The organism is Geodermatophilus poikilotrophus, from assembly GCF_900111455.1.
Taxonomy (GTDB): domain Bacteria; phylum Actinomycetota; class Actinomycetes; order Mycobacteriales; family Geodermatophilaceae; genus Geodermatophilus; species Geodermatophilus poikilotrophus.
Genome location: NZ_FOIE01000002.1, coordinates 184,347 through 199,722 on the forward strand (window position 1 = coordinate 184,347; position 15,376 = coordinate 199,722).

12 protein-coding genes and 1 tRNA gene are annotated in these 15,376 nt (G+C 72.8%); 7 read left to right on the top strand and 6 right to left on the bottom strand.

All coding sequences use genetic code 11. The annotated features are described in order from the left end of the window. Positions 1 to 56: 56 nt before the first annotated feature. Complete coding sequence (gene polA, locus BMW27_RS05390; protein ID WP_091440345.1) at positions 57 to 2,795, bottom strand: DNA polymerase I; 2,739 nt, start codon at positions 2,793 to 2,795, stop codon at positions 57 to 59. Between the two features lie 102 nt (positions 2,796 to 2,897). On the opposite strand from polA, the gene BMW27_RS05395 reads away from it, so the two are divergent. Further along, the gene (locus tag BMW27_RS05395) at positions 2,898 to 3,302 is read left to right on the top strand and encodes a PaaI family thioesterase (protein WP_091440348.1); all 405 of its coding nucleotides are present in this window, start codon (positions 2,898 to 2,900) and stop codon (positions 3,300 to 3,302) included. A gap of 61 nt (positions 3,303 to 3,363) precedes the next feature. Here BMW27_RS05395 and BMW27_RS05400 read toward each other — a convergent pair whose 3' ends face one another. Beyond that, on the bottom strand, positions 3,364 to 4,008 hold the full coding sequence (locus BMW27_RS05400; RefSeq protein ID WP_175486376.1) for a GNAT family N-acetyltransferase: 645 nt from the start codon (positions 4,006 to 4,008) through the stop codon (positions 3,364 to 3,366). A gap of 289 nt (positions 4,009 to 4,297) precedes the next feature. Between BMW27_RS05400 and BMW27_RS05405 the strand changes: the two genes are divergently transcribed. From BMW27_RS05405 to BMW27_RS05420, 4 genes are read left to right on the top strand one after another with little or no spacing between them, the layout of a single operon-like run. Beyond that, the gene (locus BMW27_RS05405) at positions 4,298 to 5,569 is read left to right on the top strand and encodes a branched-chain amino acid ABC transporter permease (RefSeq protein WP_091440354.1); all 1,272 of its coding nucleotides are present in this window, start codon (positions 4,298 to 4,300) and stop codon (positions 5,567 to 5,569) included. A 3-nt stretch (positions 5,570 to 5,572) separates the two neighbouring features. Then, positions 5,573 to 6,571 (top strand): branched-chain amino acid ABC transporter permease, encoded by a 999-nt coding sequence (locus tag BMW27_RS05410; RefSeq protein ID WP_091440357.1) that lies wholly within the window; start codon positions 5,573 to 5,575, stop codon positions 6,569 to 6,571. Next, positions 6,561 to 7,616, top strand: coding sequence for an ABC transporter ATP-binding protein (locus tag BMW27_RS05415; RefSeq protein ID WP_091440361.1), 1,056 nt, complete (start codon positions 6,561 to 6,563; stop codon positions 7,614 to 7,616). Before BMW27_RS05410 ends, BMW27_RS05415 begins: the two co-directional genes overlap by 11 nt. After that, complete coding sequence (locus BMW27_RS05420) at positions 7,613 to 8,485, top strand: ABC transporter ATP-binding protein (protein WP_217638046.1); 873 nt, start codon at positions 7,613 to 7,615, stop codon at positions 8,483 to 8,485. The genes BMW27_RS05415 and BMW27_RS05420 overlap by 4 nt, the downstream gene beginning before the upstream one ends. Before the next feature lie 411 nt (positions 8,486 to 8,896). Here BMW27_RS05420 and BMW27_RS05425 read toward each other — a convergent pair whose 3' ends face one another. Together BMW27_RS05425 and BMW27_RS05430 are read right to left on the bottom strand one after the other, a co-directional pair. Further along, positions 8,897 to 10,240 carry an ABC transporter substrate-binding protein gene (locus BMW27_RS05425; RefSeq protein ID WP_091440364.1) on the bottom strand — a complete coding sequence of 448 codons (1,344 nt, stop codon included), beginning with the start codon at positions 10,238 to 10,240 and terminating at the stop codon, positions 8,897 to 8,899. Positions 10,241 to 10,432: 192 nt separating this feature from the next. Then, entirely contained in the window at positions 10,433 to 11,035 is a 603-nt protein-coding gene (locus BMW27_RS05430; RefSeq protein WP_091440367.1) for an ANTAR domain-containing response regulator, read from the bottom strand. Between the two features lie 86 nt (positions 11,036 to 11,121). Here BMW27_RS05430 and BMW27_RS05435 point away from each other — a divergent pair. Further along, positions 11,122 to 11,195: transfer RNA gene (locus BMW27_RS05435), tRNA-Leu, on the top strand. A 106-nt stretch (positions 11,196 to 11,301) separates the two neighbouring features. Next, positions 11,302 to 13,071 carry a pyridoxal-dependent decarboxylase gene (locus tag BMW27_RS05440; protein WP_245743318.1) on the top strand — a complete coding sequence of 590 codons (1,770 nt, stop codon included), beginning with the start codon at positions 11,302 to 11,304 and terminating at the stop codon, positions 13,069 to 13,071. Between the two features lies 1 nt (position 13,072). On the opposite strand, the gene BMW27_RS05445 is transcribed toward BMW27_RS05440, so the two are convergent. Both BMW27_RS05445 and pyk read right to left on the bottom strand, forming a co-directional pair. Continuing rightward, a complete protein-coding gene (locus BMW27_RS05445) occupies positions 13,073 to 13,945 on the bottom strand; it encodes an acyl-CoA thioesterase (RefSeq protein ID WP_245743355.1) in 873 nt (290 codons plus the stop codon). Positions 13,946 to 13,950: 5 nt separating this feature from the next. After that, positions 13,951 to 15,366 (bottom strand): pyruvate kinase, encoded by a 1,416-nt coding sequence (gene pyk / locus BMW27_RS05450; RefSeq protein WP_091440373.1) that lies wholly within the window; start codon positions 15,364 to 15,366, stop codon positions 13,951 to 13,953. Between the last annotated feature and the right edge of the window lie 10 nt (positions 15,367 to 15,376).

Genomic DNA, 15,376 nt, shown 5'->3' on the forward strand with positions numbered 1-15,376 from the left:
CCCCACCCTCGACCTCGACCAGAGGGTCTGGGTCTCCGCGCGACGGTGTCCTCCTGCTAGTGGGCGGCCTCGTCCCAGGTCCGGCCGAAGCCGACCGAGACCTCCAGCGGCACCGAGAGCTGCGCGGCACCGCCCATCTCGCGGCGCACCAGGGTCTCCAGCGCCTCCCGCTCCCCGGGCGCCACCTCGAGCACGAGCTCGTCGTGCACCTGCAGCAGCATCCGCGAGCGCAGCCCCTCGTCGGCGATGGCCTGCTCCACCCGCAGCATGGCCACCTTGATGACGTCGGCCGCCGACCCCTGGATGGGGGCGTTGAGCGCCATCCGCTCGGCCATCTGGCGCCGCTGCCCGTTGTCGCTGGTGAGGTCGGGCAGGTAGCGGCGGCGGCCCAGCGTCGTCTCGGTGTAGCCGGTCTGCCGGGCGTCGTCGACCACGCCGTCGAGGTACTCCCGGATCCCGCCGAAGCGCTCGAAGTAGGCGTGCATCTGCTCGCGCGCCTCCTCGACGGAGATGCGCAGCTGCCCGGCCAGCCCGTAGGCCGACAGCCCGTAGGCCAGGCCGTAGCTCATCGCCTTGATCCGGCGGCGCATCTCCGGGTCGACGTCCTCGATCGGGATGTCGTACGCCCGGGAGGCGACGAAGGAGTGCAGGTCCTCCCCCGACGTGAAGGCCTCGATGAGCCCCTCGTCGCCGGAGAGGTGCGCCATGATCCGCATCTCGATCTGGCTGTAGTCCGCCGTCATCAGCGACTCGTGGCCCTGCCCGACGACGAACGCCTGCCGGATCCGCCGGCCCTCGGCGGTGCGGATCGGGATGTTCTGCAGGTTCGGGTCGATCGAGGACAGCCGGCCGGTGGCGGCGATCGTCTGCTGGTACGTGGTGTGGACGCGCCCTGCGTCGTCGACCATCGGGATGAGGCCGTCGATGACGGTGCGCAGCCGGGTGACGTCGCGGTGCCGCAGCAGGTGCTCGAGGAACGGGTGGCCGGTCTGCGCCAGCAGGTTGGTCAGCGCCTCGGCGTCGGTCGTGTAGCCGGACTTGATCTTCTTGGTCTTGGGCAGGCCCAGCTCGTCGAACAGCACCGCCTGCAGCTGCTTGGGCGAGCCGAGGTTCACCTCGCGGCCGATCACCGCGTAGGCCTCGGCGGCCGCGGCGGCCACGCCGTCGGCGAACTCCCGCTGCAGCTCGCGCAGGAAGTCCAGGTCCGCGGCGATACCCCGCTGCTCCATGCGGGCGAGCACGAAGGTGAGCGGCAGCTCGATCCGGCCGAGCAGTGAGTCGCCGCCGCGCTGCCCGAGCACGGACTCCAGCGCGTCGGAGAGGTCGTTGACCGCGACGGCCTTGAGGACGTCGACGTGCGCGGCCTCGCGGGCGAGGTCCTCCTCCGACGGCCCCATCCCGTCGAGGGTCAGCTGGGTGTCCTCGGCGGCGGAGTCCTTCAGCTCGCGGCGCAGGTACCGGACGGCGAGGTCGCCCAGGTCGAAGGACCGCTGGCCGGGCAGCGCCAGGTAGGCGGCCAGCGCCGTGTCGCTGACGACGCCGGCGAGGTCCCAGCCGCGTGCCCAGATCGCCAGCAGCGGGCCCTTGACCTCGTGCACGACCTTCTGCGCGGCGGGGTCGGCCAGCCAGTCGGCCAGCGCCTGCTCGTCGGCGACGTCGAGGCCGGGGCCCAGGTCGACGAAGGTGGCGTGGTCGTCGGCGGCGGCGAGCGCGAGGCCGGTCAGCTCGCCGGTGCCCCGCCCCCAGGTCCCCCGGAAGACGATGCCGGTGCGGCTGGTGCGCGCGTGCTGCTCCAGCCAGGCTCCCAGTCCGCCGGCCGGCACCTCGTCCTCGGTGACGTCGAAGCCGCCCTCGGCCTCCGGCTCGGCGCTGGTGAGCGTGGCGAACAGCCGGTCGCGGAGCACCCGGAACTGGAGGTTGTCGAAGAGGGTGTGCACCTCGTTGCGGTCCCAGGCGCGGACGGCGAGGTCGTCCGGGCCGAGCTCGAGGGGCACGGCGCGGTCGAGCTCGGTCAGCCGGCGGTTCTGCAGCACCGAGGACAGGTGCTCGCGCAGCTTCTCCCCGACCTTGCCCTTCACCGTGTCGACCCGGTCGACGAGCGCGTCGAGCGAGCCGTACTCGCGGACCCACTTGGCCGCGGTCTTCTCCCCCACGCTCGGGATGCTCGGCAGGTTGTCGCTGGGATCGCCGCGCAGCGCCGCGAAGTCGGGGTACTGGGCGGGCGACAACCCGTACTTGGCCTCGACCTCCTCGGGCGTGAACCGGGTCAGGTCGGAGACGCCCTTGCGCGGGTAGAGGACGGTGACGTGCTCGTTGACCAGCTGCAGCGCGTCGCGGTCGCCGGTGCAGATGAGCACGTCCATGCCCTGCTCGACGGCCTGCACGGTGAGGGTGGCGATGACGTCGTCGGCCTCGTAGCCCTCGGCGGTGATCACCGGGATGTGCAGCGCGGCCAGCACCTCCTGGATGAGGCTGACCTGGCCGCGGAAGTCGGTCGGGCTCTCGCTGCGGTTGGCCTTGTACTCCGCGTAGATCTCGCTGCGGAAGGTCTTGCGCCCCACGTCGAAGGCGACCGCCACGTGCGTCGGCTGCTCGTCGCGCAGCACGTTGATCAGCATCGAGGTGAAGCCGTAGACCGCGTTGGTCGGTTGCCCGGTCGTCGTCGAGAAGTTCTCGACCGGCAGGGCGAAGAAGGCGCGGTAGGCCAGCGAGTGCCCGTCGAGCAGCAGCAGCCGCGGGCGGGCCCCCGGGTCGGTGGGGGCGGTGGGCGCTGAGGTGGCAACCGGAGCGGACATCGCCGCCGATCCTAAGAGGACCCCGGTGCCCCCCACCGCTCGCAAGCTCGCGACGGGCCCCTGCACCGGGGCCGTCGCGCGGGCGCTGGCTACGGTGCCGGGGTGACCGTGGACCGCCCCGCCTGGCTCGACGCCGGGCAGATGAGCCCGCTGGACGACAAGCTGGGCATCCGGATCACCGACTTCGACCCCGACCACGTGGTCGCCACGATGCCGGTCGAGGGCAACCAGCAGCCGTTCGGGCTGCTGCACGGAGGGGCCACCTGCTCGCTGGTCGAGACCGTCGGGTCCTGGGCCGCGGCGCTGGGCGCCGGCCCGGGCCGGCAGGCCGTCGGGGTGGAGCTGAACGTCAGCTACCTGCGGGCGGCCACCGAGGGCGTCGTCACCGCCGTCGCCACGCCGGTCCGCCGCGGCCGGACGCTGGCCACCTTCACCATCGAGGTGACCGACGAGCAGGGCCGCGTCACCGCGACCGCCCGCCTCACCTGCATGCTGCTGGCGGCCTGAGAGAGGACCCCGTCCTCCTCATCGCTCGCAGGCTCGCGGCGAGCCTCTGGACGGGGCCGCGTCACCCCTCCGCGGCGTCGAACAGCGGCAGCAGGCGGGCCGGCGGACGGCGGCGCACCGGCGGACGGCGCGGCACCGGGATGGTCACCCCGCCGCGCTGCCAGGTGGCGAGCGTCCGCGCGAGGGTCTCCCTCGGCACGATCCGCCGGGTGGTCAGCGGCGCGAACCCCATCCGCGCGAAGAACCGCTGCCGCTCGGCCTCGTGCCCGCCGACGGCCCCGACGACGTGCGCGGCGCCCACCTGGGACGCGTGCTCCACGGCGGCCGCGAGCAGCGCCGCGCCGGCGCCGCACCGGCGGTGGTCACGGTGGACGACGAGGTTGTCGACAGTCACCTGCGGCACGCCGAGGACCACCGACAGCGGGTCGACGCCGAGCACGGCCAGGCCCACCGCCACCTCCCCGCTGCCCGCACCGCCGTCCGGGGCGTTCGGACCGGGCAGCACGGCGAGCACCACGCGGTGCGCCGGGTCGGCGAGCAGCCGGCGGAAACCGGCGGCGGCCGCGGCGCCGGGGGTCTGGCCGGTCAGCACCCCCTCGGCGTGCGCCTCGGCGCGGTGCTGGCGGACCAGGGTGAGGACGGCGGGCAGGTCGGCGGGACGCGCAGCGCGCGTCGTGACGCGGGACCGGAAACCGGGAACTGACACGGGGCCTCCCTGGACGGTGGCCAGAGGGTGTACCCGACGACCCTCGTGATCACGACGGCGCGCCGCTCGTGGGACGGGCGTGACGCGTGCGGCGTGTCGCGGACAGGTAACAGCTGGGCGCGAGGACGTCGAACCGCAACACCGCTGGGTTACCGTCCCCCGTCATGCACACAGCCAGGGAGGTCGAGTGACGCACGCGCCAGGCCGTGTACCGGGACGCGGTGCACCCAGGGGACCCGCCCCTGCCCGGCACCGGTCGGGACGGGGATCCCGTGCAACCGGTGGCCGGATGCTGCTCCGTCTGCTCCTGCTGACCGTCCTCGGCGGCCTCGCCCTGACGCTGGCACCCGGCGCCGCGTCGGCGCAGACCGAGGAGCCCGCGGGCACCGAGCAGGTGTCGGGCACCCTGCGGACCAACGCCAGCGGGCCGATCGAGGGCGTGGAGGTGGTCGTCACCACCGCCGACGGCGCCGAGGTGGAGACCGCGGAGACCGACGAGAACGGCCAGTGGGCGGTGCCGCTGCCCGGTCCGGGTCAGTACACGGTCACCATCGACGCCGAGGACCTCCCCGAGGGCGTGGTGCTCACCGGGGAGAACACGCGCACGGTCACCGTCGACGCGGGCCGCAACCAGGGCGTGATCATCGCGCTCAGCGACGGCAGCCGAGAAGCCGGCGGCGGCACGGTCCGCTGGGTCCAGCTGCTCGTCGAGGGCCTGCGCTTCGGCCTGCTCATCGCCATGGCGGCGGTCGGCCTCTCGCTGATCTTCGGCACGACCGGGCTGACCAACTTCGCGCACGGCGAGCTGGTGACCATCGGCGCGATCGCCGCGTGGTTCATCAACGTCCAGGGCGGCGTACCGCTGGTCCCGGCCGCACTGATCGCCATGGTGATCGGCGCGGGCGTCGGGGCGCTCAACGAGCTGGCGATCTGGCGGCCGCTGCGCCGGCGCGGCACCGGTCTGGTCGCCGCGCTGGTCATCTCGATCGGCCTGTCGCTGCTGCTGCGCTACCTGTACCAGATCATCTTCGGCGGCGGCTCGGAGGCCTACGCCGACTACCGGGGCCAGCGGGCGGTCGACTACGGCGCGTTCACCATGACGAACGCCGACCTGTCGTCGATCGTCATCGCGCTGGTCGTCCTGCTGCTGGTGGCGGTCATGCTGCAGCGCACCAAGATCGGCAAGGCCATGCGGGCGGTCGCCGACAACCGCGACCTCGCAGCATCCTCGGGCATCAACGTCAACCGGGTGATCCTGGTGGTGTGGATGATGGGCGGCGCGCTCGCGGCCCTCGGCGGCGTCCTGCTCGGTCTCTCCGACGAGGTGCAGTGGGACATGGGCTTCCGGCTGCTGCTGCTGATGTTCGCCGGGGTCACCCTCGGTGGTCTCGGCACCGCCTACGGCGCCCTCGTGGGCAGCATCGTGGTGGGTGTCTTCGTCCAGATGTCGACGCTGGTCATCCCGAACGACGTCAAGTACGTCGGCGGGCTGCTCCTGCTGATCGTCATCCTGATCGTGCGGCCGCAGGGCATCCTCGGCAGCCGGGTGAGAGTGGGCTGAACGATGGGTGAGCTGGTCGACGCCCTGGCCGTCGCGCTCAAGGCCGGCCTGGGCTTCCAGGCGGTCTTCCTCGCGCTGCTGGCCATCGGCATCAACGTGCAGTTCGGCTACGCCGGGCTGCTGAACTTCGGGCAGATCGCCTTCGCGATGCTCGGTGGCTACGGGATCGCCATCTCGGTGAGCCAGTGGGGCCTCAACTTCTGGGTGGGCGTGGCCGTCGGGATCCTCGCCGCCGTCGTCCTCGCGCTGCTGCTGGGTCTGCCGACCCTGCGGCTGCGCGCGGACTACCTGGCCATCGCGACGATCGCGGCGGCCGAGGGGCTGCGGCTGCTGTTCCGCTCGGTGTCGGCCACGCCCGTCACCAACGGCACCCGCGGGCTGTCCGGCTTCAACGCCGACTTCGTGACCCTGGCGCCGTGGGACACCGCCCGCCGCTACGGCATCCTCGGCACCCAGTGGAGCGGCGCCGAGCTGTGGGTGACCGTCATCGGGTGGGTCCTCGTCGCCCTGTCCTGCCTGCTCATCTGGCTGCTGGTGCGCAGCCCCTGGGGCCGGGTGGTGAAGTCCATCCGCGAGGACGAGGACGCCGTGCGTTCGCTCGGCAAGAACGTCTACGTGTATAAGATGCAGGCACTGGTCCTCGGCGGTGTCCTCGGCGCCCTGGGCGGCATGGTGTACGCCCTCGGCACCGCGTCGGCCAACCCCGACCAGTACCAGAACGCCAACACCTTCCTGGCCTACGCGGCGCTGATCCTCGGCGGCGCGGCCCGCGTCCTCGGTCCGGTCGTCGGCTCGATGCTGATGTTCTTCATCATCCAGTTCGCCGACACCGGCCTGCGTACGCTGATCGGCAACGGTGTGATCCCCGAGGACCTGCTCTCGGCGACCGACGTGGCTCAGCTCCGGTTCGTGCTGATCGGGCTCGGACTCATGCTGCTGCTGGTCTTCCGACCACAGGGCATCTTCGGTGACCGACGAGAGGTGATGCTCGATGCCCGCTGACCACACCCCCGGCCAGCCGGCCTCGCACGGCGCGACCGCCTCCTCCGGCGCGACCCCGGGCGCCTCCGCCCCGGAGCACGCCTGGCGGACGGGTGACGCGCCCCGCCGGGTGGCCCAGGCGGCGCTCAAGGAACTCCCGTGGGAGGTCGGGGTGGCCAAGCCCGACCCGACCATCGTCGTCGACGGGGTCACCCGCACCTTCGGCGGCCTCACCGCGGTGTCGGTGGACCACCTCGAGGTGCAGCGCGGCGGCATCACCGGCCTGATCGGGCCCAACGGCGCCGGCAAGACCACGCTGTTCAACCTGCTCACGGGCTTCGACCAGCCCAACACCGGCACGTGGTCGTTCGACGGCCGCCCGCTGGGCAAGCTGGCACCGCACCAGGTGGCCCGGCTGGGTGTGGTCCGCACCTTCCAGCTGACCAAGGCGCTGTCCCGGCTCACCGTGCTGCAGAACATGCTGCTCGGCGCCCAGGGGCAGAAGGGCGAGAGCTTCCTGCGTGCCCTGGTGCCCGGCACCTGGCGGTCACAGGAGCCGGCCAACACCGAGAAGGCGATGGAGCTGCTCACCCGGTTCAAGCTGGACCGGAAGAAGGACGACTTCGCCGGCACGCTCTCCGGCGGCCAGCGCAAGCTGCTGGAGATGGCCCGCGCGCTCATGAGCGACCCGAAGGTCGTCATGCTCGACGAGCCGATGGCCGGCGTGAACCCGGCCCTCACCCAGAGCCTGCTCGGGCACGTCAAGGACCTGCGCGAGCAGGGCATGACGGTCGTCTTCGTCGAGCACGACATGGACGTCGTCCGGGACATCAGCGACTGGGTCGTGGTCATGGCCGCCGGCAAGGTCATCGCGGAGGGCCCGCCGGAGTCGATCAGCCAGAACCAGGCGGTCGTCGACGCCTACCTCGGCGCCCACCACGACGCCCCGCTCACCGTCGAGGAGGAGGACCGCGTCCTCGCCGAGGCCGAGGCGGCCATCGCCCGTGAGGAGAACGCCGAGGGCGACGTCATCGGCTCCGAGACCCGACGCGAGGAGGACCGATGAGCACGATGGACGACCCGGCCATGCAGGACCCGATGTTCCAGGTCGGGCACTCCGACGGCGGCACCCCCGACCAGCGGGCGATCGCCGGGGAGCTGTCCCGGGCCGAGCGAGCCGCCACCCCCGAGGAGCACGCGCGGCTCGCCGAGGGCGCGCTGGTGCGGGCCGACGAGCTGGTCGCCGGGTACGTGCCCGGCGTCAACATCCTCAACGGGTGCGACTTCTACCTGCAGGACGGCGAGCTGGTCGGCATCATCGGCCCCAACGGCGCCGGCAAGTCCACGCTGCTCAAGACCCTGTTCGGGCTCATCCCGGTGCGCTCCGGCACGGTCAGCCTCCGCGGCGAGGACATCACGTCCGCGCCGGCCCACCGGCTGGTCTCCCTCGGTGTCGGCTACGTGCCGCAGAACAACAACGTGTTCCCCTCCCTCACCATCGAGGAGAACATGCAGATGGGCGCCTACCTGCGGCCCAAGGTCTTCCGCGAGCGCTTCGACTACGTGGCCGACCTGTTCCCCATGCTCGGGGAGCGTCGCAAGATCAAGGCCGGGTCGCTGTCCGGTGGTGAGCGGCAGATGGTGGCCATGGGCCGGGCGCTGATGATGGAGCCGTCCGTCCTGCTGCTCGACGAGCCGTCGGCCGGCCTCTCCCCCGCCTACCAGGACGAGGTGTTCATCCGCTGCCGGCGGATCAACGCCACCGGCGTCTCGATCATCATGGTCGAGCAGAACGCCCGCCGGTGCCTGCAGATCTGCGACCGCGGCTACGTCCTCGACCAGGGCCGCAACGCCTACACCGACACCGGCGAGTCGCTGATGCACGACCCCAAGGTCATCGAGCTCTACCTGGGGACGCTGGCCAAGGCGCACTGAGCACCTCACCGCGACGGCGCCGGTCCCCTGCTGGGGCCGGCGCCGTCGTGCTCGGTGGCGACGGGCCGGATCCGGACCGGGGAGCCGCCGTCCGGCTCCGCTCGTCGCACGTCTGCGGCCGGCGGCCACTCCCCCGTCACCCCTGCTCGGGCGCGACGGCCACCGGGTCGCCCACCCGAGGTCCCACCCGGACCGGGACCGGACCACCGGTGCTGCCCGCGCGGGGCCGGCGTCCTGACCAGCCGGGAGCACGCCCCGACCGCGGCCGGTGGCGCTGGTCCGTGGGGCCCTCCGCCCACCGGGACCGGCCCGCCGTCCGGACGCCGGCACCGGCAGCGCCGACCCCGGGGACGACGACGGCCCGGCACCCGCGAGGGGTGCCGGGCCGCTGCCCGTGCGGACGGAGCTACCTCAGCGCTGCGGGCCGATGCCCTGCGAGTTGAGGCTCTCGATGATGCGCGCGGACTCCTCGAAGCCGATCACCACGACGGCGTCGGGGGCGAAGTCCACCATCTGCTGGATCTCGGCGTCGTAGTTCGCCGCCTGCGGGTCGTAGGTCAGCGTCTGGATGCTGTCCTCGGCCAGCCCCGCCGCGATCAGGTTCTCGCGGGTGTTCTCCATCAGACCGGTGCCGTACGGGTCGTTGAGAGCCATGATCCCGACGGTGTTGTTGCCGTCGTTGATGATCAGGTCGGACAGCGCCCGGGCCTGCAGGACGTCCGGCGGGGCGGTCCGGAAGTACAGCCCGTTGTCGTTGTAGTCGGTGAACTGGTCGGAGGTGTTCGCCGGCGAGAACTGGACGACGCCGGAACCGGTGATCCGGTCGATGACGGTCAGGCTGACACCCGAGGACGCTGCACCGATGATGGCGTTGACGCCACCCTGCAGCAGGCGGTCGACCGTCTGGGTGGCGGTGTCGGTCGAGGCATCACCGGAGTCACCCTCGATCAGCTGGACCGGCTGGCCCAGCACGCCGCCGGCGGCGTTGATGTCGTTGACCGCCAGGCGGGCGCCGGCGACCTCGGGCGGGCCGAGGAACGCGAGGTTCCCGGTCAGCGGCAGCAGGGTCCCGATCACCAGCGGCTCGCCGGTGGTGCCGGCGGCGGCGTACGCCGGGCCCTCGTCGCTGGTGGCGTTGGCGCTGTCGCCGGCGAGGACGTAGTCGGTGGCGCCCTCGTCGAGCTGGTTGTCCTCGCCGAACTGCAGGATGCCGAAGCTCGCCTCCGCGGGCTCACCGGCGTCGGTGAAGCTCAGCGGGCCGGAGATGCCGTCGTAGTCGACGTTCCCGCCGTTGTTGATGATCTCCAGGCAGGCCGCGAAGTCGGTGCAGGCCTCACCGCCCACGGTCATCCCGTTGATGAACTCCTTGAAGACGTTCGCGTCGTTGGTGCCGGCCGCCTGTGCGGCGAGCGCCGTGACGATCACCGCGTCGTAGGTCTCACCGGCGTAGTTGTAGTCCTGCAGGTTCGGGTCGATCTCGCGCAGCCGGTCGGTGAAGTCCCCGCCGAGCTCGGTGAGCGGTGTCGTGCCCTTCATGCCGGCCAGCGAGCCCTGCGCGGTGAAGGACTCACCCAGCGCGTTGCCCATGTTGCCGTCGGTCCCGTAGACGTTGACCTGTCGCTCGCCGCCGCCGCCGGTCTCACCGGCCGCGTCGCCACCGCCGCCGCCTTCCTCGCCACCGCCGCCACATGCGGTCAGGACGAGGAGGGCCGCGGCCGCAACGGCGGCATTGCGCGCGAGGATGCCTGTGCGCATCAAACAACTCCCACTGTGGTGTCGGTCGTGCACCCGGCCCGCCCAGGCGGGCGACCGGTCAGTGGGGGGAAGGTAGCTGCCGGATCCGGAGGTGGAGCAGGGGTCGGCACGACCGTGATCAGGTCGTGACCTGCCGGCTCCCGGCTCGTCACACAGCGTGTCGGACGCGCGACCGGGGTCACACCACAGGCGTCAGCTGCCCGTCGCCGGGTCCGCGGCGGCCTGCGGCTGCAGGATGCGCTGGGCGAGCGCCTTCATCGACGTGCGCTCGTTCATCGCCGTCCGCTGGATGAACCGGAATGCCTCGGCCTCGGTCATCCCCTGGTCGGCCATCAGCTTGCCCTTGGCCTGCTCGACCACCTTGCGGGTCTCCAGGCGCTCCTCGAGCGTGCGCACCTCGCCGTCGAGGGCGGTCATCTCGGCGAACCGGCCACGGGCCACCTCGATGGCCGGCACCAGGTCGTTCTTGGAGAACGGCTTGACCAGGTAGGCCATGGCGCCGGCGTCGCGGGCCCGCTCGACCAGCTCGCGCTGGCTGAAGGCGGTCAGCACGATGACCGGGGCGATGCGCGCCGAGGCGATCTGCTCGGCGGCCGAGAGCCCGTCGAGCACCGGCATCTGGATGTCCAGGATCACCAGGTCCGGCCGCAGCTCGGTGGCCCGGTCGACGGCCTGCTGCCCGTCGCCGGCCTCGGCCACGACGGTGTACCCCTCCTCCTCGAGCATCTCCTTGAGGTCGAGGCGGATGAGCGCCTCGTCTTCGGCGATGAGGACCCGGATCGGCTCGCTGCTCACGCGCGGGAGCCTATCGATGCCTGACCGTCCGCGACGGCCCGTTAGGCTGTTCCTCGCCTCACCGGCCGCCCTGGGCCGGCCGGTACGCCCCCGTACCCCAATCGGCAGAGGGAGCGGATTCAAAACCCGCGCAGTGTGCGTTCGAGTCGCACCGGGGGCACGTCGCGTCGCGAGTGGTTGAGCGATCCACAACCCGCGCAGTGTGCGTTCGAGTCGCACCGGGGGCACGTCAGGAGGACCCCGGTGCCGGGCCATACGGTGACACGGTGAGCGAGCCCGAGCCGACGCCGTCCGCCCCGCACATGACCCCGGAGCAGTTCCGCCGGCACGGCCACGAGGTCGTCGACTGGATCGCCGACTACTGGGCACGGATCGGCTCCCTCCCCGTCCGCTCCCCCGTCGCTCCCGGCGACGTGCGCGCGGCGCTGCCGTCCGCCCCGCCGGAGGACGGCGAGCCGTTCGAGGCCGTCCTCGCCGACCTCGACCGCGTCGTCGTCCCCGGGCTGACCCACTGGCAGCACCCCGGCTTCCTGGGCTACTTCCCGGCGAACACCTCCGGGCCCTCGGTGCTCGGCGACCTGGTCTCCGCCGGCCTCGGCGTGCAGGGCATGTCCTGGGTGACCAGCCCGGCGGCCACCGAGCTCGAGCAGCACGTCCTCGACTGGTTCGCCGGCCTGCTCGGCCTGCCGGAGACCTTCCTGTCGACCGGTCCCGGCGGCGGGGTGGTGCAGGACTCCAGCTCCGGGGCCAACCTCGTCGCGCTCCTGGCGGCCCTGCACCGCGCCGGCGGTGGGGAGACCGTCCGCTCCGGCGTCCGGCCCGACGAGTACACCGTCTACGTCTCCGCGGAGACGCACTCCTCCATGGAGAAGGCCGTGCGGATCGCCGGCCTGGGCAGCGACGCCGTCCGGATCGTCGAGGTCGACGGCGACCTGGCGATGCGCCCGCAGTCGCTGCGGGCCCGGCTCGAGCGGGACGTCGCCCGCGGGTACCGGCCGGTGCTGGTCTGCGCCACCGTCGGGACGACGTCGACGACGGCCGTGGACCCGCTCGCCGAGCTCGGGCCGATCTGCCGCGACGCCGGCGTCTGGCTGCACGTGGACGCCGCCTACGCGGGGGTGAGCGCCGTCGTCCCCGAGCTGCGTGGCCTGCAGGCCGGCGTCGAGTGGGCCGACAGCTACACCACCGACGCGCACAAGTGGCTGCTCACCGGCTTTGACGCGACGCTCTTCTGGGTGGCCGACCGGGCCGCGCTCACCGGCGCGCTGGCGATCCTGCCCGAGTACCTGCGCAACGCGGCCACCGACGCCGGCGCCGTCGTCGACTACCGCGACTGGCAGATCGAGCTCGGCCGTCGCTTCCGCGCCCTCAAGCTGTGGTTCGTCCTGCGCTGGTACGGCGCCGAGGGCCTGCGGGCGCACATCCGGTCCGGCGTGGCCCTGGCGCAGGAGCTGGCCGGCTGGGCCGACGCCGACGACCGCTTCGACGTCGTGACCCCGCACCCGCTGTCGCTGGTGTGCCTGGGCCCGCGCTGGCCCGAGGGCGTGGACGCCGACGTCGCCACCATGACGCTGCTGGAGCGGCTCAACGACGGCGGCGAGGTGTTCCTGACCCACACCACGGTCCGCGGTCAGGTGGTGCTGCGGGTGGCGATCGGCGCGCCGACGACGACGCGGGCGCACGTCGAGCGGGCCTGGGCGCTGCTGTGCGAGGGCCACGACTGGCTGGCCGCCGACTTCGCCGAGTCCGCCGCCGAGCGCGCCCGGGAGCAGGCCGAGCGCCGCGCCGCCGCCGAGCGCGTCCGGGAGGACGCCGCGCGGGAGGAAACGGCGCGGGAGGACGCCGCCCGCGCCGTGGCGCTGCAGCCGGTCGAGGCGCCGGCCGCCCAAGACGAGACGGCGGCCCAGGCCCGCGCGCAGGAGGACCTGACGCCGCCGGAGCCCGCCCCGCAAGCCGACGCCGACCACCCGGAGGCCGACGGCGTCGTGCCAGCCCACAGCGGGACCGACGCCGGGGCCCGGGGCACCGGCTCCTGAGTCACGCCCGCAGCGACCGGATGAGGCCCTGCTGGGTGACGGTGGCCACGTGCGTGCCGTCGGCGGCCCAGATCTGGCCGAAGCACAGCGCCCGACCGCCGGAGGCCGCGGGGCTGTCGGTCTCGTAGAGGAACCACTCGTCGGCCCGCACCGGCGCGTGGAACCACACGGCGTGGTCCAGGCTGGCGCCGACGTGCTCCCCGCCCCAGCCGCCGCCGGTCCGGGCCAGCCCGGCGGAGAGCAGGGTCAGGTCGCTGACGAAGGTCAGCGCCGAGCGGTGCACGCTGCCGTCCTCGGGCAGCCGGCCGGCGACCCGCATCCACACGCAGGTGCGGGTGTCCGGCGGGGACTTCGGCGTCCGGTCGAACGGGTCCTCCAGCAGCCGCTGCTCCACCGCCTGGCTGATGGCGAGCGCGGCGGCGGCGCGGTCCCCGTAGGGCGCGACCACCTCCGGCAGGCTGGGCAGGGTCTCCGGCGCCGGCACCTCGGGCATCGGCAGGGCGTGCTCGACGACGGGGGCCTCCGGCACCGCGGCGTCGGCGGTGAGGGCGAAGATGGCGACGTCCTCGCCCCGGCGCCGCTGCCAGGCGATGACCCGCCGCGTGCTGAACGTGCGCCCGTCCCGGATCCGCTCGACGGCGTAGCGGATCTCCTCGTGCGGGTCACCGGGTCGCAGGAAGTACGAGTGCAGCGAGTGCACGCCGCGCTCCCCCGGCAGTGTCCGGGAGGCCGCCATCAGCGCCTGCCCGGCGACCTGGCCGCCGAAGATGCGCTGCAGCGGGGTCCGCGGCGTCTGGCCGACGTAGAGGTCGGTGTCGCGCTCCTCGAGGCCCAGGACGGCCATCAGCGCGGCGGCCTGGCTCTCGTCCCGCATGCGGGTCACGAGTCGGTGCCCACCTCGTGCACGCGGATGAGGTTGGTCGACCCGGGGGTGTTCGGCGGGCTGCCGGCCACGACGACCACCCGGTCGCCCTCCTTCAGCCGGCCGATGGACAGCAGCGAGAAGTCCACCTGCCGGACCATGTCGTCGGTGTGTGACACCGCTGGCACCAGGAAGGTCTCCACCCCCCACGACAGCGCCAGCTGGCTGCGCACCCGCCCGTCGACGGTGAAGGCCAGCAGCGGCATCCGGGGGTGCAGCGCGGCCAGCCGGCGGGCGCTCCCACCGGTCTGGGTGAAGGTGGCCAGGGCCTTGACGTCGAGGGACTCGGCGATGTCCCGCGCGGCCCGCACGATGGCGCCGGAGCGGGACCGGGACTTCCGGATCACCTCGGGGACGCGCACGGTGTCGCTCTCGACGGCGTCGATGATCCGCTCCATCGTGCGCACGGCCCCGATCGGGTGCGCGCCCACGGAGGTCTCCCCGGACAGCATCACCGCGTCCGCGCCGTCCAGGACGGCGTTGGCGACGTCGGAGGCCTCCGCACGGGTGGGCCGGGAGTTGGTGATCATGGACTCGAGCATCTGCGTGGCCACGATGACCGGCTTGTTGCGCTCGCGGGCGGCCTGGACGGCCCGCTTCTGCACCAGCGGCACCTGCTCCAGCGCCAGCTCCACGCCCAGGTCGCCGCGGGCGACCATGATCCCGTCGAAAGCCTCGACGATCGCCTCGAGGTTCTCCACCGCCTCCGGCTTCTCCAGCTTGGCGATCACCGGGACGGTGACGTCCTCCTGACGCATGACGTCGCGCACCAGCTCCATGTCGCGCGGCGAGCGCACGAAGGAGAGCGCCACGAAGTCGACGCCCATGTGCAGGGCGAAGCGGAGGTCCTCCTCGTCCTTGTCCGACATCGCCGGCACGCTGACCGCGACGCCGGGCAGCGACAGGCCCTTGTTGTTCGACACCTCGCCGCCCTCGACGACCAGGCACCACACGTCCGGCCCGTCGACCTCGACGACCGACAGCGCCAGCTTGCCGTCGTCGACCAGCAGCCGGTCCCCGACCTTGGCGTCGGCGGCCAGGCCCTTGTAGGTGGTGGACACCCGCTCGGCAGTGCCCGGGACGTCGTCGATGGTGACGCAGACCCGGGTGCCGGTCTCCCAGGTGACCGGGCCGTCGGCGAAGGTGCCGAGGCGGATCTTGGGTCCCTGCAGGTCGGCGAGGACGGCGACCGCGCGACCGGTGCGGTCGGAGGCCTCGCGGACCAGGCGGTAGGCCTTCTCGTGGTCGGCGTGCGCTCCGTGGCTGAAGTTCAGCCGGGCCACGTCCATCCCCGACTCGACGAGGGCGGTGACCTGCTCCAGGGAGCCGGTCGCCGGACCGAGCGTGCAGACGATCTTGGCGCGTCGCGACATGGGCCAAACG

Bases quoted from the DNA above. Each gene is read 5' to 3' on its own strand.
- pyk (WP_091440373.1), bottom strand. From the start codon at position 15,366: ATGTCGCGACGCGCCAAGATCGTCTGCACGCTCGGTCCGGCGACCGGC.
- BMW27_RS05420 (WP_217638046.1), top strand. From the start codon at position 7,613: ATGAGCACGATGGACGACCCGGCCATGCAGGACCCGATGTTCCAGGTC.
- BMW27_RS05445 (WP_245743355.1), bottom strand. From the start codon at position 13,945: ATGCGGGACGAGAGCCAGGCCGCCGCGCTGATGGCCGTCCTGGGCCTC.
- BMW27_RS05410 (WP_091440357.1), top strand. From the start codon at position 5,573: ATGGGTGAGCTGGTCGACGCCCTGGCCGTCGCGCTCAAGGCCGGCCTG.
- polA (WP_091440345.1), bottom strand. From the start codon at position 2,795: ATGTCCGCTCCGGTTGCCACCTCAGCGCCCACCGCCCCCACCGACCCG.
- BMW27_RS05415 (WP_091440361.1), top strand. From the start codon at position 6,561: ATGCCCGCTGACCACACCCCCGGCCAGCCGGCCTCGCACGGCGCGACC.
- BMW27_RS05405 (WP_091440354.1), top strand. From the start codon at position 4,298: ATGCTGCTCCGTCTGCTCCTGCTGACCGTCCTCGGCGGCCTCGCCCTG.
- BMW27_RS05425 (WP_091440364.1), bottom strand. From the start codon at position 10,240: ATGCGCACAGGCATCCTCGCGCGCAATGCCGCCGTTGCGGCCGCGGCC.